Below are 19,172 nucleotides of genomic sequence, written 5' to 3'. Positions count from 1 at the left end.
AGCGGACACCGTGTGGAGGCCGAGTCGGCCGTCCGGCCGATGGCCGGCGCGCACCACCGGCGCGAGCTTGCGACGATCGGAGCATGCCGAGTTGGGATGACGTGGTGCGGCTCGCGACACGACGCCCCGGCGTCCGCGTGTCGACCTCCTACCGGACCCCCGCGCTGAAAGTCGCGGACAAGACGTTCGCCCGGTTGCGCACCGAGGCCGAGGGCTGGTTGGTGCTGATGTGTGGGCTGGACGAGAAGGAGGCGCTACTCGCCTCAGGCGGTCCCGCCTTTCACACCACGCCCCACTACGACGGGTACGGCGCGATCCTCGTCGATCTCGACGTGGTCGAGCCGGACGAGTTGGCCGAACTCGTCGACGCGGCGTGGCGGCGCAGGGCGCCCGCGCGGGTCCTGCGCGAGGCAGGCGAGTGACGGCCGTCGCGTCCAGCCGTGTCCGCAGCCTGCGTAGCCGTGTTCGCACCGTGCGAGGCAGACACGACTACGGGAACTGAGGACACGATGCTTCGGAAAATGCCCTTCCGGCTCGACCCGTGTCGCTCGGCCGAGCAGGATGGGGGGATGCTCACTGGGGAACACGTGGTGTTGCGTCCGCTGGAGCCGGGAGACGCTGATACATTTCATCGGTGGCACAACGACCGTGACGTGGTGCGTTGGCTGGCTTTCGACTATGACGAATCATTAGCACAGATTCGTGCGCGATTCGCCGAGCGTCAGGTGAACACGTACTCGAAGGTCGTCCTCGGGGTGGAGACGCGCGTAACGCGGCAGCTTATCGGTGCCGCGACCCTACGAGATGCGACGCCGGAAACCGCGCGAGCGGAGGTCGATTTCTATCTCGGGGAAAAGGACCAGTGGGGCCGCGGCTATGGCACTGATGCAATGCGCACCTTGTGTCGTTACGGCTTCGACGCCATGCGCCTGCACTCCATCGCCTTGTGGGTGGTGGCGGACAACGACGCGGCGGTGCGCGTGTACGAGAAGGTGGGGTTCCGTCACGACGGCAGGCATCGCGACGCGTTCCGAGGTCAGGGTCGCTGGCACGACATGATTCTCATGAGCCTGCTGGAGGGCGAGCTTCGGTGATCAGTCCCTCGGGGCCCAGGTGTAGGAGATCTCGTTACCGTCCGGTTCTTGTAGATCACCTTGCGAGCATCGTCGTTCCTGCGTGAGACGGGCGAGTGACGGCCGTCGCCTCAGGTGCTCGCGGTATGGCGGGCGAACCACGAGACGTAACGACGTTGCCACGGAACCTCCACCGCGCTGCGGTGGTAGTTCTCGCGGGTCCACCGCACCGCCGCGCGCGGGGACAGACCGCTCAGCGTGGCCAGGCACGCGATGGCCGTGCCGGTGCGGCCGAGCCCGCCGTGGCAGGCGAACTCCACGGCCTGGCCCGCGCGAGCGCGGGCGTGTGCCTCCAGCAGCCGGTCCGCCGTCGCCGGCCAGTCCGCCGGCAGTAGCCCGTCGCGCCAGAACACCCAGTCGTGTGGCCAGGTCAGCGACGACTCGTGCCGGGCCCGCAGTCCGTGTCCTCCGAGGTACAGGCCGTAGTCGGGGGCGGCGCCGTCAGCCAGCGGGTGGCGTAGGCCGCGCCCCCGCACCCACACACCGTCGGGAAGCCGCGTCGCTCCAGCCAACCGGACGTCGGACACGCTGCCGATTATCCAGTGAACCCCCGTGTCCGCACCGTGCGAGGCAAACACGGCTACGGGAACTGCGGACACGACGTGGAGCGTCAACGAAGCGTGACGGACACGCCCTCACTCAGCGGGGAGTCGTGCAGCTCGACCCGATCTAGCACCGTACCGTCCGGCACGTCGTACACAAGCTGCCTACGAGAACTGCAAACACGACTACGTGGGCTGCGGACACGACTACTCAACCTGCGGACACGGCTACGGGAAATGCGGACACGGCGGTTTCCGGGATCAGTCCCTCGGGGCCCAGGCGTACGAGATCTCGTTACCGTCCGGGTCCTGGTAAAGCACCTTGCGAGCACCGTTGTCGTAGCTTTCGCGGCGTTCCGGCTTGATGCCACGGTCACCGACATCCGCCACCGTGGCGTCGAGGTCGTCGACCATGATCGTGAGCAGAGCGTGTCCCGCGTCCGCCGGGCGTTCGACGACGTACACCCAGCCGTGCTCCGCGAGGCCCCATACCGATTCTGTTTCGGTGGCCTCGAACGACGCCGGACGGCCGAAGAACTTCTCGTACCAGGGCACCGCAGCAGCGTGGTCACGGACGGCGATTCCGGCGAACAGCATCGGAGCCATGAGCCGACCGTAGCAGCGCCGCGAAATGGCTTACGGGCGCGAGTCGTCAGTGCGGCCCTTGCTACAGCGAAACCCCCAGTTCGACGAGATCGAGCCGTCTGACCTGGGGGTTTCTTCTTGGAGCGGATGACGGGAATCGAACCCGCGTTCTCAGCTTGGGAAGCTGATGTTCTACCATTGAACTACATCCGCAGCGGCACACAGCCTACACCGGGGCGATCTCGCCTCCGCAAGCGGGTGCCCGACTCCTCGCCCGCGCCGCGCGCCCCTTGACGGTCGCACCGCAAAGTGACAACACTCATTGTCATGACGGCCGACGAGCGGTTGCCGGATCCCGAGCTGCTGCGGGAGGGCGGATTCCGGGTCGCCACGCGCCTTTTCGCACCCGGCGACATCCGGGGTACCGAGCGGCAGCGGCGACGCCTGCGCGAGTTCGCGCAGGCGGAGGACCCGCTCGCCGACGCGGTGGTCGCGATGGAGCGCCGGTTGCCGCGCGGCGAGGGGCGCGCGTTGTTCGACCGCGCCACCGAGCACGGCATCGACAGCCTCGACGATCCGCCCGTCGAGCTGGTCGACTTCTTCCGCTCTGTCGAGGCGACGCCGTACTGGGTCGATCCGCAGCGGCTCGACCGCGGTGCGCGCGCCATCGTGCGGACGGGCGTGCTCAGCCTGTTCCCGCTCGGCGACATGGCCCTGATGGGCGGCTACCTGGCGTCGCGTGCCACGAAACCGCTGGTCGGAACCGGGGCGATCGAGCACGCGGCGGCGCGCAGGCTGGTGGAGACGACGCAGTGGTGGCTCGACGTCACCACGCCCGGGTCGCTGCGGGTCGGCGCCACCGGGTACGCCTCAGCGCTGCGGGTGCGGCTCGTTCACGCGCACGTCCGGGCCGCGATGAACAGCCGCGACGACTGGGATTACGAGTCGTGGGACCGCCCGATCAACCAGGTGCAGACGGCGGGCACGCTGCTGTTGTTCTCGCTGGTCTACGTCATGGGCATGCGGGTGCTCGGCGTGCGCTACTCGGAGACCGAGCGCGCCGACATCATGCACCTGTGGCGTTATGTGGGCTGGCTGGTCGGCGTGGACGACGAGCTGCTGCCCGCCACCGAGGACGATGCGTGGCGGCTGCTGTGGTTGCTGGCCGTCACCGAGTTCGTGCCGGACGCCGACTCGCAACGACTCGCGGCGGCACTGCTGCGCTCCCACGCCGAGGTCGGCGGCGACGGCCCGCTGGGTGGCCTGCTCGGCGAACTCTCGGCGCGGGTCCACGGCTCCATCAGCAGGCTGGTGCTCGGCCGGACGAACTCCGACTTCCTCGGCATCCCGAACGACCCGGTGGCGCAGGCTGCCGTGCTCACGGCCGCGGCGGGCAACTTCGCCGCCGAGACCGTGCGCAGGAGGTTGCCGGGGGCCACCTGGGCGCAGGAGCGGCTCGGTGCCGTGGCGCGCAGGCGCTACGCCGAGCAGTTGGGCAGGCTCGTGCCGCCCGACCCGACCTACGCCCGCCACCGGGCGGCGCCGAGCCCGCCGCGTCAGGAGGCGGGTGCTGGCCGGTTAGGGTGAAGCGGTGCTGTTGAGTGACCGTGACCTTCGCAAAGCGCTCGAATCGGGCCAGCTCGGGGTGGACCCGTTCGACCCTGCGATGGTGCAGCCGTCGAGTATCGACGTGCGGCTCGACCGCTTCTTCCGCGTGTTCGACAACAGCAAGTACACGCACATCGACCCGCAGCTCCGCCAGGACGAGCTGACGTCGCTCGTGGAGAAGGAGGGCGACGGCGACCCGTTCGTGCTGCATCCGGGGGAGTTCGTGCTCGCCGCGACGTTCGAGGTGTTCACGTTGCCCGACGACCTCGCGGGGCGGCTGGAGGGCAAGTCGTCGCTGGGGCGGCTCGGGTTGCTGACGCACTCGACGGCGGGGTTCATCGACCCGGGCTTCTCGGGACACATCACGCTGGAGCTGTCGAACGTCGCGAACCTGCCGATCACCCTGTGGCCCGGGATGAAGATCGGCCAGCTGTGCCTGTTCCAGCTCACCAGCGCGGCCGAGTTCCCGTACGGGTCGCCGGAGGCCGGATCGCGGTACCAGGGACAACGCGGGCCGACGCCGAGCCGCGCCTACCAGAACTTCGACCGCGTCGACACCCGTCGCTGACGAGCGCCACCACTCACTCGCGAGCCTCGCAAGCACTGACAGAAAAGTCACGGTTCAATAACTCACGCTTTGGTGGTAACTTCCCGGCTTGTGTCCACCCCGACTTCGCGAGTCCGATCACTGCTGGTGATGGTCAGTCTGCTCGTCGGTGTGGTCGCGGCTGCCGGAGGTCACCTGCTGTGGCTCGATTCGTCACGGGACGACACGACGCTGGCACACTCGTCCGACCTCGACGTACGCCCTCCGCTGGGTAGTGAGGGCGTGGCGGGTGCGGAGCACACCACCTCGACCACCCCCGGCAGCAGCGAGGAAACGCCACCGGCCACTCCGAGCACCACGACGAGCGCCACCCCCGACACGGCCTCCTCGCCGGAGCCGCCGACGGACTCCTCGACCTCCCCGCCCTCCGAGCCCGACGACACCACGCCGGGCGAGTCCGAGCCCGCCGAGCACGTCGAGCCCGCCGAACCCGAGCCGGAGGAACCAGCCGGGCCCGTGGGCGCCGAACCCGGTGCCGCGGTGGTGGAGCTGGTCAACGCCGAGCGCGCCGACGCTGGTTGCGGCCCGGTGCGCGCGGATCACCGGCTGCGCGATTCGGCCCAGGCCCACAGCGACGACATGGCCGAACACGGTTACCTCTCGCACACCTCGCAGGACGGCACGACGTTCGACGAACGGATCTCCGACGCCGGGTACCCGAGCCCGGCCGCCGAGAACATCGCGATGGGCATGGCCAGTGCCGACGCCGTGATGGAGGCGTGGATGAACTCCGACGGCCACCGCCGCAACATCCTCAACTGCGACATCTCGACCATCGGGGTCGGGGTCAACTCCGACGGCTGGTACTGGACACAGAACTTCGGTTACTGAGCAGGCCGGGCGCGGTCCACCACGGCCTCGGCCGCCACCGAGGGCGGCAGCGTGCCGAACGCGACGCCCCAGTCGCCGCCGAGCCGTGACGCGCAGAAGGCGTCCGCCACGTCCTTGTCGCCGTGGCGCACCAGCAGCGAGCCCTGCAACACCAGCGCCAGCCGCTCCACGAGCCTGCGGGCTCGGAACTCCGCGTCGGCGGGGTCGGCCAGGTCGCGGAGCACGTCGGCCACGGCGTCGTCGAGCCGCCGGTCCGCTCCGGAGGCGAGGCGCAGTTCAGCCGCGAACGCCTCGACCGATTCCGGCGATTTGGCCATCGCCCGCAGCGTGTCGAGGGCGGCCACGTTGCCCGAGCCCTCCCAGATGGACGACAGCGGGGACTCGCGGAACAGGCGGGGCATCCCCGACTCCTCGACGTAGCCGTTGCCGCCGAGGCATTCGAGGGCTTCGGCGGCGTGGGCGGGAGCGCGCTTGCACACCCAGTACTTCGACACCGCGAGCGCCAGCCTGCGAAACGCCGCCTCCTGCTCGTCGCCCCGCTCGGCGCGGTCGCCCGCGGCGGCGAGGCGCAGGGCGACGGTGGTGGCGGCCTCGGCCTCCACCGTCAGGTCGGCGAGCACGTTGGTCATGAGCGGCTGGCGCACCAGCGGGGCGCCGAAAGCGAGGCGGTGTGTGGCGTGGTGCGTGGCGCGCACGGCGCCGTGGCGCATCCCGGCCGCGCCACCGATGACGCAGTCCAGCCGCGTGTTGTTGACCATCTCGATGATGGTGCGCACGCCCCGGCCCTCCTCGCCGACGAGCCAGCCGATCGCACCGTCGTACTCGATCTCGGCCGAGGCGTTGGAGCGGTTGCCGAGCTTGTCCTTCAACCGCTGGAGGTGCAGCGCGTTGCGGGTGCCGTCGGGCAGCACGCGCGGCAGCAGGAAACACGACAGCCCGCCGGGTGCCTGCGCGAGCGTGAGGAACACGTCGGACATGGGAGCGGAGGTGAACCACTTGTGCCCGGTGAGGACGTAGGTGCCGTCGGTGCCGTTAGCGCCGCCGGGGACCGCGCGCGTGGTGTTGGCGCGGACGTCGGAGCCGCCCTGCTTCTCGGTCATCGACATGCCCGCGATCAGGCCGCGCTTGGCCGTGGGCACCCGCAGACCGAAGTCGTAGTCCCGCGCGGCGAGCAGGGGCTCGTACTCCGCGGCAAGGCCGGGGCTGTGGCGCAGGGCGGGAACGGCCGAGTAGGTCATCGAGATCGGACAGGTGTGGCCCGCCTCGACCTGGCTCCAGACGTAGAACTTGGCGGCACGGGCCACGTGCGCGCCGGGCCGGTCCTGCCGCCACGGCGCCGCGTGCAGGCCGTGCGAGACGGCCACGGCCATGAGGTCGTGCCAGTGCGGGTGGAACTCCACCTCGTCGATCCGCTGTCCCACGCGGTCGTGCGTTCGCAACACGGGCGGGTGTTCGTTGGCGAGCCTGCCCCACTCCTGGGCCCGCTCACCTCCGGCGAGGACGCCGAGTTCGCGCAGCTCGGTCTCGGCCCAGTCGGCACCCTCCCGGCGCAGCCCTTCGAGCAGGGCGGGGTCGTCGGCGACATCGTGACCGACGAGCGGCGGGACCTGGTTGGTGACTTCGTGGGTCGGGGGCATCGAAGCTCCTCACGTGCGGGAACGGGCTCCTCAGAGCCTGCGCAGGCCCTCGAGGACGCGGTGCATCAGCCCCTCGTCCGGCCGTCCGCCCACGGTGACGGGCGCCGAGTGGACGTGGACGAAACCGGTGTCGGCCAGGTCGCTGATCAGCACGCGGGCGACACCCAGCGGGACCGCCAGGTTGGCGGCGATCTCGGCCACCGAGACCGGATGGGAACACAGCGTGCCCAGCTTGCGGTACTCCGAACCGGACTTGTGCAGCTGCCACTGGGCCTGCGGGTCCGCGGAGACGAGCGTCTCGACGGCCAGATCGGAGCGGGCACGGGTACGGCCCTTGGTCAGCACGTACGGGCGCGCCCGGAGGCGGTCGACGGCGGGACCGTCCGCGTCGCCTTCCGCGAACGCGTCACGCGGTGACATCACGACCCGCTCGGGCCGGGGCCGCCGCGACGACCGTGCGAACGGGAAGCCGTCGGCCTCGTCGCGTACCTGGTCGCCGTCGCCGTCGTCCGGGGTACCACCGCGATCTCCGCCCTGCATGTTGCGCCTTGACCTCGCCCTGTCCGTCGTCCGCGAGGTTGTCATGCTAGCGCGGAAGGGTGGGTCTCAGGCGAGATCGCGAGGGCGAAAAAACCCCGAATCGGGCCCTTTTTTCCCGCGATCCCGCCTGGTCGTCACCGCTTGTCCTCGTCCGATTGCACAGTGCCAGTTCCGACCTCGTCGGTGGGAACGTCGGCGCGGCCGTCCGCCTCGGCCTCGCCACCGGAGGCGGCGCCGGCTGCCACGGGCTGTCCCCGCTTGACCGCGGAGAGCAACAGCTGGGCGACGTCGACGACCTCGACGTCCTCGCTCGCCTGACCGTCGTTCTGGCGGGCGGTGACCCCGTCGGTGAGCATCACGCGGCAGAACGGGCATCCGGTGGCGATCTTCGAGGGCGCGGTGCCGAGCGCCTCGTCCACCCGCTCGACGTTGATCCGCTTGCCGATGCGCTCCTCCATCCACATGCGGGCGCCACCGGCGCCGCAGCACATCGACCGCTCGGCGTGCCTCGGCATCTCGCGCAGCGATCCACCGGAGGCACCCACCAGCTCACGCGGCGGCTCGTACACCTTGTTGTGCCTGCCCAGGTAGCACGGGTCGTGGTACGTGACGTCCTCGGCGATCGGCGCCATCGGGGTGAGCCGCTTCTCGCGGACGAGCCGGTTGAGCAGCTGGGTGTGGTGTACCACCTCGTAGGTGCCGCCCAGGTCGGGGTACTCGTTCGCCAGCGTGTTGAAGCAGTGCGCGCACGTGACCACGATCTTGCGCTTGCCGGTCTCGACGCCCTCGAACACCGAGTTCAGCACCTCGACGTTCTGCTGGGCGAGCATCTGGAAGACGAACTCGTTGCCCGCGCGCCGTGCCGGGTCGCCGGTGCAGGTCTCCTCGGGGCCGAGCACCGTGTACTTGACGTCCGCGAGGTGCAGCAGCTCGGCCACCGCGCGCGTGGTCTTCTTGGCGCGGTCCTCGAACGCTCCGGCGCAGCCCACCCAGAACAGGTACTCGGCGTCGCCGAGCTCGCCGTCGAAGACGGGCACCTCGAAGTCGAGGTCGTCGGCCCAGGCGAGGCGGTCCCGCGCGTTCTGGCCCCACGGATTGCCCTTGTTCTCCAGGTTCTTGAACATCCCGTTCAGCTCGCTCGGGAAGTTCGACTCGATCATGACCTGGTAGCGGCGCATGTCGACGATGTGGTCGACGTGCTCGATGTCCACCGGGCACTGCTCGACGCAGGCACCGCAGGAGGTGCAGGACCACAGCACCTCGGGGTCGATCACGCCCGCGGCGGCGCCGTCGTCGCCCGTGCCGACGAGGGGGCGCTCGGCCTCGGCCAGCGCGAGCACGTCGATCCCGGCGTACGGGTTGTCGCCCTCGGTGAGCCCGACCTCCTCGCCGGTGACGTCCTTCTTTCCGCCCGCGAGCAGGTACGGCGCCTTGGCGTAGGCGTGGTCGCGCAGCTGGGTGATGAGGAGCTTCGGCGAGAGCGGCTTGCCCGTGTTCCACGCCGGGCACTGCGACTGGCAGCGACCGCACTCGGTGCAGGTGGAGAAGTCGAGCCAGCCCTTCCACGAGAAGTCCTCGACCTGGCCCGCGCCGAACACGTCCTTTTCGGGGTCGGCCTCCTCGAAGTCGAGCGGCTTGCCGCCGCTCATCATGGGCTTGAGCTTGCCCAGCGCGACGTCGCCGTCGTCCTCGCGCTTGAAGTAGATGTTGAAGAACGCGCTGAACCGGTGCCAGGCCACGCCCATCGTCAGCGTGCGGCCGACGACCAGCAGCCAGATCATCGCCGACAGGAGCTTGATCAGCGCCATGACCGAGACGGCGGCGGTGCTGGTGGGCAGCAGCGCGGCGAGCGGCTGGGTCACGAAGCTGGACCACAGGGGCGGGTCCTCGATGCCGCTGGAGATCTTGAACGCCTTGACGCCGAGGATGCCGAGGCCCTCGATGACCACCACGGCTTCGACGAAGTACGCCTGCCCGAAGTTCGACCCGGCGAAGCGGGACTGCCGGTCGGCGCGGCGCGGGTGGTTGAGCTGACGGATGACCGCCAGCGCGACGCCGCCGATGACGGTGCCGAGGCCGAGGAGTTCGAGCAGGAGCTGCCACAGGCTCCAGTGGCCGATGATCGGCCAGGTGAAGTGCGGGACGAAGACCTCACCGTAGGCCTCGAACACGGACAGCGAGCCGAGCAGGAAGCCCCACATCACCAGCCAGTGCCAGGGGCCCACGGAGCGGAACTTGTTCATCCGGGTGTGGGCCGCGAACTCCTTGACCAGGGTGCGCAGGCGGGGGCCGACCGGGCCGTTGCGGGTGGCGTCGGGCTGGCCGAGCCGGATGATGCGGACCTGGCGGGCCACTCCGGCGGCGAACACGTACCAGGCGACGACGCTGACGGCGACGCCGATCACACCCATCGTGATCTGCAGTGCACCCATGTTCGGGGCCTTTCGGTTCGGGAACTTCGCGGTGGGGTCGGGAAAGGCTCTAGCTCAATACTGATGAGTAACCTACTGCCCTCCCGCTCGTCCCGCTGATGTGGCACACGACTCGCTGGGTATTGGGACAATCGTTCAGGTATTTTAACAGTCATGAACGTGTATGTCCTGTTGGCAGCGGCCATCGCCGCCGAGGTGACGGGCACGGTGTCGTTGAAGTACACCGAGGGCTTCACCAAACCCCTTCCCACCGCCGTCGTCGCCGTGGCCTACGGGGCGGCGTTCTACCTGCTCGCCCGCGTGCTCACGCTGGGCATGCCGGTCGGCGTGGTCTACGCCATCTGGTCGGCGGCCGGCGTCGCGCTGGTGGCCGTCATCGGGGCCCTGTTCCTCGGCGAGCGGATGAACCTGACGATGGTGGCCGGACTGGCGCTGGTCATCGGCGGGGTGCTGCTGCTCGAACTGGGCGGTGACCGGTGAGACAACGCGTGGACGGGCGCAAGGCCCGAGGGGACAAGCGCCGCGCGGAGATCGTCGAGGCCACGCTGCGCGTCATCGAGCGCGACGGCGTCGCCGGGGTCACGCACCGGACCGTGGCCAGGGAGGCCGGAATCCCGACGACGTCGACCACCTACCACTTCGCCTCGCTCGACGACCTGCTCATCGCCACGCTCATCAGTTGCGCGCGCGACATGGCCACCGAGGTGTACTGGATGATCGACCGGGCGCGCTCGCGCGGCAGCGGGGGCGCCGAGGAGGTCGCCGGACTGCTCGCCGAGGCGCTCGGTCCCCGGCGCGGGCGCACGATGGCCGAGTACGAGCTGTACCTGCTGGCCGCGCGACGGCCCGAGCTGCGGCCTGCCGCGCGGCGCTGGCTCGACGTGCTCACGTCGATGGTGCGGCACGACGACGAGGTGGCGTTCCGGGTGTTCCTCGCGGGGATCGACGGCCTGCTCGTCCAGGGCCTGATCGACGACGAGCCGCCCACGGCGGAGGAACTGCGTCCGGTGGTCGACTACCTGCTCAAACCGCGCTGATCCGGGACGGCCCCGCCGCGGTGCCACCGGTAAGAACCCGCCCCAGCCGCGCCGCGCCCTCGCAGATGTGGCGCTCCAGCTCCGTCCTCCGTGCGGCGAACTCGGCCGCGGGCACCGAGAACGCCACCGCGCCGGTGACGCGGTCGTCGGAGTCACGCACGGGGGCCGACACGCACGCCAGCTCGGGCTGGAACTCCTCGACGTCCCTGGCGAGGCCCACCCGCCGGACCTGCTCCAGCTCGCGGCTCAGGTCGGTCAGGCGCACCCGCGTGTGCTCGGTCAGCTTCGGCATGCCCGCGCCGGACAGGTAGTCCCTGCGCTGTTTCGCGCTCAGCGCCGACAGCAGCACCTTGCCGTACGCGGTGGCGTGCGCGGCCTCGTGGAAGCCGAACTCCAGCGGCCGGGCGCGTGGGTAGCGGTCCGAGTCGGCGATCGCGGCCACGACCACGTCGGTGTCGCGCAGCACCGTGTAGTAGGCGGCGGCCCTGGCCCGGCGGTGCAGCGACCCCAGCTCCTGCCGCACCCGCTCGTCGACGTCGAGTTCGTCGCTCAGCGCCCGGTGCAGTGTGCCGATCTTGTAGCCGAGTCCGAAACCCCGGCCGTGGCCGAGCCGCACGAGGTAGCCCTCGTGGACCAGCGTGTTCAGCAGGTGATACGTGGTCGACAGCGTCAGCGCGGCCCGGCGCGCCACCGCCTTGGCGCTGACCCCGTCGCCTTCCTGGGCGACGATCTCCAGCACCCGCAGGGCGCGTCGCACCGAGCCGATCAGCCCTCGGGGCTGCGTGCTGCTCACCGACCTAACCTCCCGCTGCCGAGGCCGCTCGCCTGGGCGGTCCAGCATACGGACTTCGCGGACGGAGCCGGGGGTGTTACGCCGATCGCCGGCTCCGACCGCCGGTCGGCCGTTCAGCCTTCGTTCTCGTACACCGCGGTGAGGGTGGCGCGGGCGAGGGTGTGGCCGAACATGGAGAAGCCGAGCAACGCGGGCGAGGCGTCCTTGCCCACGTCGAGCGACTCCAGGTCGAGTGCGTGGACCGCGAAGAGGTAGCGGTGGGGGCCGTGTGCCGGGGGCGGCGCGGCGCCGAGGTACTGCCGCACGCCGCCGTCGGTCGTGAGCGTGCGCGCCCCTTCGGGAAGCCCGGAGCCCTCGGCGTCGCCCGCGCCGGAGGGCAGCTCCGTGACCGAAGCCGGGATGTTGAACACCGCCCAGTGCCAGAATCCACTGCCGGTGGGGGCGTCCGGGTCGAAGCACGTCACGGCGAAGCTCTTCGTCTCAGCCGGAAAGCCCTCCCACGCCAGGTGCGGGGATCGATCCTCGCCGCCCGCGCCCATGAGGCCGCTGCGGTGCGGCCGGGGCAGCGTCGCGCCGTCCGCCACGTCGTCGCTGCGCAGCGCGAACGCCGGGACGGGCGGGAGCGAGTCGTACGGGTTGGGTGCCTGGCCCGCGCGGGTCATGGGTCCTCCAGTCGGGTTCCGGGGTCACTGGTCCCACCAGGCTAGTGATCCTCGGTAGGGCTCGCCTCAGGGTCGAATCCGGGGGTTGTCCTGATTCGCGGCCCGGCCTCGTGCCCATAGCCTTGTCGGCGCAGGCGTCGTGAGCGGAGGGGACTGAACCAGCATGAGCCGTGTGGGGCTGGGGGTGACAGGTGCCGCGCTCGTCGTGGTCGGGCTGTGGGTGGCCTTCGACTGGGAACTGCCCTGGGCCGGGACGACCGTGGAGCGCACGAACACGGTGGAGCGTGCGGTCGAGCGAGTCGACCTCGACAACGGGTCCGGCGACGTGGTGGTGCGCGCGGTGGCCGGAACCGAGGGTGTCGTGGTCGAGCAGCGGCTGAACTACCACGGTGACGAGCCCGGCGCCGCCTACACACTGTCCGGGACGACGCTGGAGCTGCACGGTTGCGGAGCCGACTGCGCGGTGGAGTACCAGGTCACGGTGCCGCTCGGCACCCGGGTCGAGGGCGAGGTGTCCTCGGGTGACGTGGTGGTCGAGAACGCGGGGGACGTGTCGGTGCGCGCGTCGTCGGGGGACGTGCGCGTGCTCACCACGGCGGAGGACGGCGCCAGTGTGGTGTCGGCGGAGGCCAGTTCCGGCGATCTCTCGCTCGACGTGGACGGGGTCGAGACGGTGAACGCCAGCGTGAAGTCGGGCGACATCGGGCTCGACCTCGGCAGGGTGGGCAGTGTTCACGCGCAGACGAGCAGCGGGGACATCGAGGCCGCGGTGCCGCCCGGCACCTACCGCGTCGGCGGAACCACGTCGAGCGGCGATCGGGAGATTCACGAGCAGGCGCGGGGCGCGGACCGGGTGCTCGACCTCACGACGTCGAGCGGTGACGTCCTGGTGCAGCGCGGTTGACCAGCTATTTCGCCGGCCCGGGAACACCGGCGGCCCCTCGCTCGTTGACCCAGGCAGGAACCTTGAGTGCAGTTCGCTCAAGTCCGGATTGACGGCCGGTGACCCGGCCCGCTAAAACTTGAGTGGGACACACTCAACTGTCGCGCTCGGCGCGGCAACCACGACAGCCGCATCGCTGGTGGGAAGCGTTCCCACGCAGTCACAGGCACAGGCGAAGCACAGGAGGGACAAGCACCATGGCGCGTACGGTCGGCATCGACCTTGGTACGACCAACTCGGTCGTCGCGGTTCTCGAGGGAGGCGAGCCGACGGTCATCGCCAACTCGGAGGGCGCACGGACCACCCCGTCGGTGGTCGCCTTCGCCAAGAACGGCGAGGTTCTCACGGGCCAGCCGGCGAAGAACCAGGCCGTCACCAACGTGGACCGGACGATCCGGTCGGTGAAGCGGCACATGGGCACCGACTGGAAGACCGAGATCGACGACAAGCAGTACACGGCGCAGGAGATCAGCGCGCGCGTGCTGATGAAGCTCAAGCGCGACGCCGAGTCCTACCTCGGCGACGACGTCACCGACGCGGTGATCACCGTCCCGGCCTACTTCGAGGACGCCCAGCGGCAGGCCACGAAGGAAGCGGGCCAGATCGCGGGACTCAACGTGCTGCGCATCGTCAACGAGCCCACGGCCGCCGCGCTGGCCTACGGGCTCGACAAGGGCGAGAAGGAACAGACCATCCTGGTCTTCGACCTCGGTGGCGGCACCTTCGACGTCTCGCTGCTGGAGATCGGCGAGGGCGTCGTCGAGGTGCGGGCCACGAGCGGTGACAACCACCTCGGTGGCGACGACTGGGACCAGCGCATCGTCGACTGGCTGGTCGAGAAGTTCAAGGCGTCCAACGGCATCGACCTGACCAAGGACCGGATGGCGTTGCAGCGCATCAAGGAGGCCGCCGAGAAGGCCAAGATCGAGCTCTCCAGCTCCAGCACGGCCAACATCAACCTCCCGTACATCACGGTCGACGCGGACAAGAACCCGCTGTTCCTCGACGAGACGCTGTCGCGTGCCGAGTTCCAGCGCATCACCTCCGACCTGCTGGAGCGCACGAAGGCGCCGTTCAACAACGTGGTGCGGGACGCGAGCATCTCCGTCTCCGAGATCGACCACGTGGTGCTCGTCGGCGGCTCCACCCGCATGCCCGCCGTCACCGAACTGGTGAAGGAGCTGACGGGTGGCAAGGAGCCCAACAAGGGCGTCAACCCCGACGAGGTCGTCGCTGTCGGCGCCGCGTTGCAGGCCGGCGTGCTCAAGGGCGAGGTGAAGGACGTCCTGCTGCTCGACGTCACGCCGCTGTCGCTGGGCATCGAGACCAAGGGCGGGGTGTTCACCAAGCTCATCGAGCGCAACACCACGATCCCCACCAAGCGGTCGGAGATCTTCTCCACGGCGGACGACAACCAGCCGTCGGTGCAGATCCAGGTGTTCCAGGGCGAGCGTGAGATCGCGGCCCACAACAAGAAGCTCGGCATGTTCGAGCTGACCGGTATCCCGCCGGCACCGCGCGGTGTGCCGCAGATCGAGGTCGCCTTCGACATCGACGCCAACGGCATCGTCCACGTCACCGCGAAGGACCTCGGCACCAACAAGGAACAGTCGATGACCATCACCGGCGGCTCGGCGCTGCCGCAGGAGGACATCGACCGCATGGTCAAGGACGCCGAGGCGCACGCCGACGAGGACCGGCACCGCCGCGAGGAGGCCGAGACCCGCAACCAGGCCGAGACGCTCGTCTACCAGACCGAGAAGTTCGTCAAGGACAACGACGAGAAGCTGCCCGACGAGCTGAAGGGCAAGGTCAAGTCCGCGATCGACGAGGCGAACGAGGCCCTGAAGGGCACCGACACCGCCAAGATCCGCGAGGCCGTCGAGAAGCTCAACTCGGCGTCGCAGGAGCTGGCCACCGCGCTCTACGCCAACACCGGCGCCCAGGGCGGCGGCCCGGCCGACGGTGCCGAGGGCGCCACGGGTGCCGCGGGCGCGGCCGGAGCCGCGTCGGACGGCGGCGGTTCGGGCAAGGCTGAGGACGTCGTCGACGCCGAGATCGTGGACGAGGACGACAAGGACAAGAAGTGACGGAGCGCCAGCCCGAGCAAGACGACGAGCAGCGACAGGAGCCAGTGGTCGTGCGAGACCGGCGCAAGATCGATCCGCTGACCGGCGAGCTGCGGCAGTCCGAGGACGTCGCCGAGGGTGAGGCCGCCGAGCCCGCGGAGTCCGCCGAATCCTCCGAGCTGCCCGCGGTGGAGTTTCCGGACGTCCCGGAGACTCCGCTCGCGGACACCCCCGGCCCGTCGGCCGGTGAGGGCATCGTCGACGAGGCGGTGATCCCGCCGTCCTCGGTGGCCGAGGTCGAGAAGCAGTTGGAGGAGCGCACCGCCGACCTGCAGCGCGTGCAGGCCGAGTACGCGAACTACCGCAGGCGGGTGGATCGCGAGCGGGAGGCGATGGCCTCGGGAGGCAAGGCGTCGGTCGTGACCGATCTGCTTCCCCTGCTCGACGACCTCGAACGTGCCCAGGCACACGGTGACCTCACCGGCGCGTTCAAGGCCGTGGCCGACAAGCTGACCGGCGTGCTGGAGAAGGCGGGGCTGGAGTCCTTCGGGGACACGGGCGAGCCCTTCGACCCGAGCGTTCACGAGGCCGTGCAGCACGACACCTCGCCGGAGGTGGACGGTCCCACCGTGACCACGGTGCTGCGCCGGGGCTACCGCTTCGGTGACCGTGTGCTGCGGGCGGCTCTGGTGGCCGTCACCGACCACGAACCTTCGGCCGAGGCTCCGGCCGAAGGGCAGCGGCAGCCGGTCGACCCGCCCGTCAACGGGGAACTGCCGATCGACGCCGATGAGAACGCTCGCTGACGAGACGAGGAGAGGAGGGGACGCCCGATGAGCGCGAGGGAGTGGCTCGGTAAGGACTTCTACCGTGAGTTGGGCGTCTCCTCCGACGCCTCGACCGACGAGATCAAAAAGGCGTACCGCAAGCTCGCCAGGGAGAACCATCCGGACGCGAATCCCGGCAACGAGGAGGCCGAACGCACGTTCAAGGCGGTCTCCGAGGCGTACGGGGTGCTGTCGGACCCGGACAAGCGCCGCGAGTACGACGAGGCGCGCAGGCTGTTCGGCTCCGGCGGGCCGGGTGGGTTCCACTTCCCGGGCGGCGGCGGAACCGGCGGGCCCGGCGGTTCCGGTGGCCCCGGCGGCTTCGACCTTGGCGACATCTTCGGCCAGCAGCCTGCGGGCGGTGCAGGCGGCGGCTTCGGCGGGCTCGGCGACATGCTGGGCAACCTGTTCGGCCGCCGGGGCGGGGCCACCACCTCGGCGACGCGTGGCCAACGCGGGTCCGATGTGGAGACCGACGTCCGGATCGACTTCGCCGAGGCGGTGCGGGGCGCGACCCTGCCGTTGCGGCTGTCGAGTCCAGCCACGTGCGGGACGTGCGCCGGTAACGGGGCCCGGCCGGGCACCAGCCCGCGTACGTGTCCCACCTGCCAGGGCGCGGGACTGGTCAACCGCAGTCAGGGTGCCTTCGCGTTCTCGGAGCCGTGCCGCGACTGCCGCGGTCGCGGCACCGTGATCGACGACCCGTGCCCGGAGTGCGCCGGCGAGGGTGTGAGCACCCGTACCCGGACGCTGACCGTGCGCATCCCGCCCGGGGTGAACGACAACCAGCGCATCCGGCTGGCCGGGCAGGGTGAGCCCGGCCGGGGCGGCGCGACGGCGGGCGATCTGTACGTGCGCGTCCACGTCAACCCGCACCCGGTGTTCGGACGATCCGGCGACGACATCACGGTGACGCTGCCGGTGGACTTCTCCGAGCTGGCGCTGGGGACGACGGTCGTGGTGCCGACCCTGGACGACCGGGTGTCGGTGCGGATTCCGCCCGGTACCTCCAGTGGCCGGGTGCTGCGGGTGCGGGGCAAGGGCATCGGCAAGCGCGACGGCACGCAGGGCGATTTGCTGGTCACGCTCCGGGTTGTGGTGCCTCCTACACTGGACGAGCAGGCCGGTGAGGCACTGCGGAGCTACGCCGACGCGGTCGCGACGCACGATCCGCGACCGGAGATCACCGCACTGTTGCGAGACAGGGAGTGAGGCGGGATGTTCGGTTCCGGACCACCCGGTGCGCTGCCCCACGGAGCTGACGAGGACACCCCCGTCTTCGTCATCTCGGTGGCGGCACAGCTGTCGGGGCTGCACGCCCAGACCCTGCGGTCGTACGACCGGCTGGGGCTGGTGAGTCCGGGCCGGACCTCCGGCGGAGGGCGCCGCTACTCGATGCGTGACATCGCCCAGCTCCGCGAGGTGCAGCGGCTCTCGCAGGAGGAAGGCGTCAACCTCGCGGGCATCAAGCGGATCATCGAGCTGGAGAACGACGTCGGGGCCCTGCGGCAACGAGTCGTGGAGCTGAGCGAGGAACTCGCCGCGGCATATGCGGCGGCGGAGCAGGCCGCCGCCGCCGTACACGCCTCGTACCGCAAGGACCTGGTACCCGCCCGGCGGCAGAACGCGCTCGTCGTCTGGCGGCCCGGCCGCCGCTGAAGCTCAGGCCGAGAGGAACGGATCGTAGTTGATGCGGCTCGGGTGGACGCCGGTGCCCAGCAGCGCCGCCACCGTCTCCTCGATCATTTCGGGCGGTCCGGACACCAACACGTCGTGGTCGTGCCACGGCCCCCAGCGGGCGAGAGCCTCGGCAGGCGTGCCCTGCTCGACCCCGGGAATCGGGCCGGTCTCGTCGAACCGCTCGACCACCGGCCACACGGTCAGCCAGGGGTTCACGGCCGCGAGCCCGCTGAGCTGGTCGAGCGCGTAGAGATCGTCCCAGTGCCTGCCGCCGTAGCAGAAGGTGACCTCGGGGTTGTCGACCCACCGCCCCAGGTCGTCGACCACGGCCTGCAACGGGGCCACCCCGGTGCCGCCCCCGACCATCAGTACCGGGCGGCCGGACTCCCGGTCGGCACCGAGCGTGCCCAGCGGCGCGCCGAACGTCCAGACGTCTCCGGGCCGGGTGTGGCCGACCACGGCCGGCGACACCCAGCCGCCCTCCACCGCCCGCACGTGGAACTCCAGCGAGCCGTCGGGCCGGGGAGCGTTGGCGGGAGAGAGGTAGCGCCACAGCCGCGGGCGCTGCGGCACCTCGACGCTGAGGTACTGGCCCGCCCGGTACGGGACGGCCCACTCGTCCGGCTCGACCCGCACCAGCGCGAGGTCCCAGCTGAGACGGTGGTGCTCGGCCACCGTGCCCGTCCAGTACGCCGGGGTGGTGCCCTCGGCCTCGGCCTGGGCGGTCGCGTCCTGCATCACCCGGGCCACCAGCGTGTACGCCTCGGCCCACGCCCGTTCGACCTCGGGGGTCCAGGCGGGGCCGAGGCAGTGCTTGAGCGAGCCCAGCAGTGCGGTGCCCGCCGCCTCGTAGTGGGCGGGCCGCAGCCCGAACTTGCGGTGGTCCCGGCCCAGTTGCTTCAACAGCGGCACCAGGTCGTCGGGCCGGTGTACCAGGCGCAGTGCGCGCAGCAGCGCGCGGACCACGCGGCCGTTGTCGGCCTGCATGCTCACCGGGAACAGCTCGCGCGCCGAGGGCGCCAGTGTGAACAGCAGCCGGTAGAAGTGCTGCGCGAGGTCGTCAGCGTAGGGCCGGGCGAGCTGCCAGCTGGTCTCGATGTGCTCCAGCATCGCGGTGACGGCCTGGGGCGCGTCGCGGGGCGGGGCGAGCCGGGGGACGGGACTGATCCGGTCGTCTGTCATCAAAGAGCCTCACCGCCGCGCCACACCCTGGCTCCCTCGTCGCGATTGGGTCGTGCGACAACAG

Annotated in this window: 20 protein-coding genes and 1 tRNA gene; 12 read left to right on the top strand and 9 right to left on the bottom strand. The window is 70.3% G+C overall.

Translation table 11 applies throughout. From position 1 onward, the window contains the following. The first annotated feature begins 83 nt into the window (after positions 1 to 83). Both FFT09_RS07630 and FFT09_RS07625 read left to right on the top strand, forming a co-directional pair. Positions 84 to 422, top strand: coding sequence for an MmcQ/YjbR family DNA-binding protein (locus FFT09_RS07630; RefSeq protein WP_208544383.1), 339 nt, complete (start codon positions 84 to 86; stop codon positions 420 to 422). 147 nt (positions 423 to 569) lie between these two features. After that, complete coding sequence (locus FFT09_RS07625) at positions 570 to 1,094, top strand: GNAT family N-acetyltransferase (protein ID WP_138382253.1); 525 nt, start codon at positions 570 to 572, stop codon at positions 1,092 to 1,094. Between the two features lie 110 nt (positions 1,095 to 1,204). Here FFT09_RS07625 and FFT09_RS07620 read toward each other — a convergent pair whose 3' ends face one another. The 3 genes from FFT09_RS07620 to FFT09_RS07605 form a co-directional block, all read right to left on the bottom strand. After that, positions 1,205 to 1,660, bottom strand: a complete 456-nt coding sequence (locus FFT09_RS07620) for a protein-tyrosine phosphatase family protein (RefSeq protein ID WP_138382252.1) — start codon at positions 1,658 to 1,660, stop codon at positions 1,205 to 1,207. Positions 1,661 to 1,936: 276 nt separating this feature from the next. Beyond that, positions 1,937 to 2,281, bottom strand: coding sequence for a VOC family protein (locus tag FFT09_RS07610; RefSeq protein WP_024877108.1), 345 nt, complete (start codon positions 2,279 to 2,281; stop codon positions 1,937 to 1,939). 118 nt (positions 2,282 to 2,399) lie between these two features. Next, positions 2,400 to 2,473 (bottom strand) — tRNA-Gly (locus tag FFT09_RS07605). A gap of 114 nt (positions 2,474 to 2,587) precedes the next feature. Between FFT09_RS07605 and FFT09_RS07600 the strand changes: the two genes are divergently transcribed. The 3 genes from FFT09_RS07600 to FFT09_RS07590 all read left to right on the top strand — a co-directional run bounded on the left by FFT09_RS07600 (position 2,588) and on the right by FFT09_RS07590 (position 5,306). Next, positions 2,588 to 3,847 (top strand): oxygenase MpaB family protein, encoded by a 1,260-nt coding sequence (locus FFT09_RS07600; protein WP_081192575.1) that lies wholly within the window; start codon positions 2,588 to 2,590, stop codon positions 3,845 to 3,847. A gap of 4 nt (positions 3,848 to 3,851) precedes the next feature. Beyond that, positions 3,852 to 4,436 carry a dCTP deaminase gene (dcd, locus tag FFT09_RS07595; protein WP_024877111.1) on the top strand — a complete coding sequence of 195 codons (585 nt, stop codon included), beginning with the start codon at positions 3,852 to 3,854 and terminating at the stop codon, positions 4,434 to 4,436. Positions 4,437 to 4,526: 90 nt separating this feature from the next. After that, entirely contained in the window at positions 4,527 to 5,306 is a 780-nt protein-coding gene (locus FFT09_RS07590) for a CAP domain-containing protein (protein WP_244231268.1), read from the top strand. Here the strand turns inward: FFT09_RS07590 and FFT09_RS07585 are convergent. The 3 genes from FFT09_RS07585 to FFT09_RS07575 all read right to left on the bottom strand — a co-directional run bounded on the left by FFT09_RS07585 (position 5,300) and on the right by FFT09_RS07575 (position 9,915). Beyond that, the gene (locus tag FFT09_RS07585; protein WP_138382251.1) at positions 5,300 to 6,943 is read right to left on the bottom strand and encodes an acyl-CoA dehydrogenase family protein; all 1,644 of its coding nucleotides are present in this window, start codon (positions 6,941 to 6,943) and stop codon (positions 5,300 to 5,302) included. The genes FFT09_RS07590 and FFT09_RS07585 overlap by 7 nt on opposite strands. Before the next feature lie 30 nt (positions 6,944 to 6,973). Next, positions 6,974 to 7,483 carry a DUF742 domain-containing protein gene (locus tag FFT09_RS07580; RefSeq protein WP_024877114.1) on the bottom strand — a complete coding sequence of 170 codons (510 nt, stop codon included), beginning with the start codon at positions 7,481 to 7,483 and terminating at the stop codon, positions 6,974 to 6,976. 134 nt (positions 7,484 to 7,617) lie between these two features. After that, complete coding sequence (locus FFT09_RS07575; RefSeq protein ID WP_024877115.1) at positions 7,618 to 9,915, bottom strand: (Fe-S)-binding protein; 2,298 nt, start codon at positions 9,913 to 9,915, stop codon at positions 7,618 to 7,620. A 153-nt stretch (positions 9,916 to 10,068) separates the two neighbouring features. Here FFT09_RS07575 and FFT09_RS07570 point away from each other — a divergent pair, with 153 nt between their 5' ends. Both FFT09_RS07570 and FFT09_RS07565 read left to right on the top strand, forming a co-directional pair. Further along, the gene (locus tag FFT09_RS07570; protein ID WP_081192567.1) at positions 10,069 to 10,395 is read left to right on the top strand and encodes a DMT family transporter; all 327 of its coding nucleotides are present in this window, start codon (positions 10,069 to 10,071) and stop codon (positions 10,393 to 10,395) included. Further along, entirely contained in the window at positions 10,392 to 10,952 is a 561-nt protein-coding gene (locus FFT09_RS07565) for a TetR/AcrR family transcriptional regulator (protein ID WP_024877117.1), read from the top strand. The genes FFT09_RS07570 and FFT09_RS07565 overlap by 4 nt, the downstream gene beginning before the upstream one ends. Here the strand turns inward: FFT09_RS07565 and FFT09_RS07560 are convergent. Continuing rightward, on the bottom strand, positions 10,939 to 11,745 hold the full coding sequence (locus FFT09_RS07560; protein WP_024877118.1) for an IclR family transcriptional regulator: 807 nt from the start codon (positions 11,743 to 11,745) through the stop codon (positions 10,939 to 10,941). The genes FFT09_RS07565 and FFT09_RS07560 overlap by 14 nt on opposite strands. Before the next feature lie 113 nt (positions 11,746 to 11,858). Then, positions 11,859 to 12,407 (bottom strand): YbhB/YbcL family Raf kinase inhibitor-like protein, encoded by a 549-nt coding sequence (locus FFT09_RS07555; RefSeq protein ID WP_081192565.1) that lies wholly within the window; start codon positions 12,405 to 12,407, stop codon positions 11,859 to 11,861. A 163-nt stretch (positions 12,408 to 12,570) separates the two neighbouring features. Between FFT09_RS07555 and FFT09_RS07550 the strand changes: the two genes are divergently transcribed. From FFT09_RS07550 to FFT09_RS07530, 5 genes are all read left to right on the top strand, one after another. Beyond that, the gene (locus tag FFT09_RS07550; RefSeq protein ID WP_138382250.1) at positions 12,571 to 13,311 is read left to right on the top strand and encodes a DUF4097 family beta strand repeat-containing protein; all 741 of its coding nucleotides are present in this window, start codon (positions 12,571 to 12,573) and stop codon (positions 13,309 to 13,311) included. Positions 13,312 to 13,547: 236 nt separating this feature from the next. Next, positions 13,548 to 15,440: a molecular chaperone DnaK gene (dnaK, locus tag FFT09_RS07545; RefSeq protein ID WP_024877121.1), complete on the top strand. Its 1,893-nt coding sequence runs from the start codon at positions 13,548 to 13,550 to the stop codon at positions 15,438 to 15,440. Continuing rightward, complete coding sequence (gene grpE / locus FFT09_RS07540) at positions 15,437 to 16,225, top strand: nucleotide exchange factor GrpE (protein WP_138382249.1); 789 nt, start codon at positions 15,437 to 15,439, stop codon at positions 16,223 to 16,225. The genes dnaK and grpE overlap by 4 nt, the downstream gene beginning before the upstream one ends. 27 nt (positions 16,226 to 16,252) lie before the next feature. Beyond that, positions 16,253 to 17,458, top strand: coding sequence for a molecular chaperone DnaJ (dnaJ, locus tag FFT09_RS07535; protein ID WP_138382248.1), 1,206 nt, complete (start codon positions 16,253 to 16,255; stop codon positions 17,456 to 17,458). 6 nt (positions 17,459 to 17,464) lie between these two features. Continuing rightward, positions 17,465 to 17,905 (top strand): heat shock protein transcriptional repressor HspR, encoded by a 441-nt coding sequence (locus tag FFT09_RS07530; protein WP_024877124.1) that lies wholly within the window; start codon positions 17,465 to 17,467, stop codon positions 17,903 to 17,905. 3 nt (positions 17,906 to 17,908) lie between these two features. On the opposite strand, the gene FFT09_RS07525 is transcribed toward FFT09_RS07530, so the two are convergent. Then, positions 17,909 to 19,108, bottom strand: coding sequence for a globin domain-containing protein (locus FFT09_RS07525; RefSeq protein WP_138382247.1), 1,200 nt, complete (start codon positions 19,106 to 19,108; stop codon positions 17,909 to 17,911). Positions 19,109 to 19,172 lie beyond the last annotated feature (64 nt).

This window comes from Saccharomonospora piscinae (genome assembly GCF_005862235.1).
Lineage (GTDB): Bacteria > Actinomycetota > Actinomycetes > Mycobacteriales > Pseudonocardiaceae > Saccharomonospora > Saccharomonospora piscinae.
This window is presented reverse-complemented; position numbering and strand designations above follow the sequence as displayed.

Excerpts from the sequence above, each read along its gene's own strand:
- FFT09_RS07585 (WP_138382251.1), bottom strand. The coding sequence starts at position 6,943 with ATGCCCCCGACCCACGAAGTCACCAACCAGGTCCCGCCGCTCGTCGGT.
- FFT09_RS07610 (WP_024877108.1), bottom strand. The coding sequence starts at position 2,281 with ATGGCTCCGATGCTGTTCGCCGGAATCGCCGTCCGTGACCACGCTGCT.
- FFT09_RS07575 (WP_024877115.1), bottom strand. The coding sequence starts at position 9,915 with ATGGGTGCACTGCAGATCACGATGGGTGTGATCGGCGTCGCCGTCAGC.
- FFT09_RS07580 (WP_024877114.1), bottom strand. The coding sequence starts at position 7,483 with ATGCAGGGCGGAGATCGCGGTGGTACCCCGGACGACGGCGACGGCGAC.
- FFT09_RS07570 (WP_081192567.1), top strand. The coding sequence starts at position 10,069 with ATGAACGTGTATGTCCTGTTGGCAGCGGCCATCGCCGCCGAGGTGACG.
- FFT09_RS07550 (WP_138382250.1), top strand. The coding sequence starts at position 12,571 with ATGAGCCGTGTGGGGCTGGGGGTGACAGGTGCCGCGCTCGTCGTGGTC.
- dnaK (WP_024877121.1), top strand. The coding sequence starts at position 13,548 with ATGGCGCGTACGGTCGGCATCGACCTTGGTACGACCAACTCGGTCGTC.
- dnaJ (WP_138382248.1), top strand. The coding sequence starts at position 16,253 with ATGAGCGCGAGGGAGTGGCTCGGTAAGGACTTCTACCGTGAGTTGGGC.
- FFT09_RS07630 (WP_208544383.1), top strand. The coding sequence starts at position 84 with ATGCCGAGTTGGGATGACGTGGTGCGGCTCGCGACACGACGCCCCGGC.
- FFT09_RS07625 (WP_138382253.1), top strand. The coding sequence starts at position 570 with ATGCTCACTGGGGAACACGTGGTGTTGCGTCCGCTGGAGCCGGGAGAC.
- FFT09_RS07530 (WP_024877124.1), top strand. The coding sequence starts at position 17,465 with ATGTTCGGTTCCGGACCACCCGGTGCGCTGCCCCACGGAGCTGACGAG.
- FFT09_RS07600 (WP_081192575.1), top strand. The coding sequence starts at position 2,588 with ATGACGGCCGACGAGCGGTTGCCGGATCCCGAGCTGCTGCGGGAGGGC.
- FFT09_RS07525 (WP_138382247.1), bottom strand. The coding sequence starts at position 19,108 with ATGACAGACGACCGGATCAGTCCCGTCCCCCGGCTCGCCCCGCCCCGC.
- FFT09_RS07555 (WP_081192565.1), bottom strand. The coding sequence starts at position 12,407 with ATGACCCGCGCGGGCCAGGCACCCAACCCGTACGACTCGCTCCCGCCC.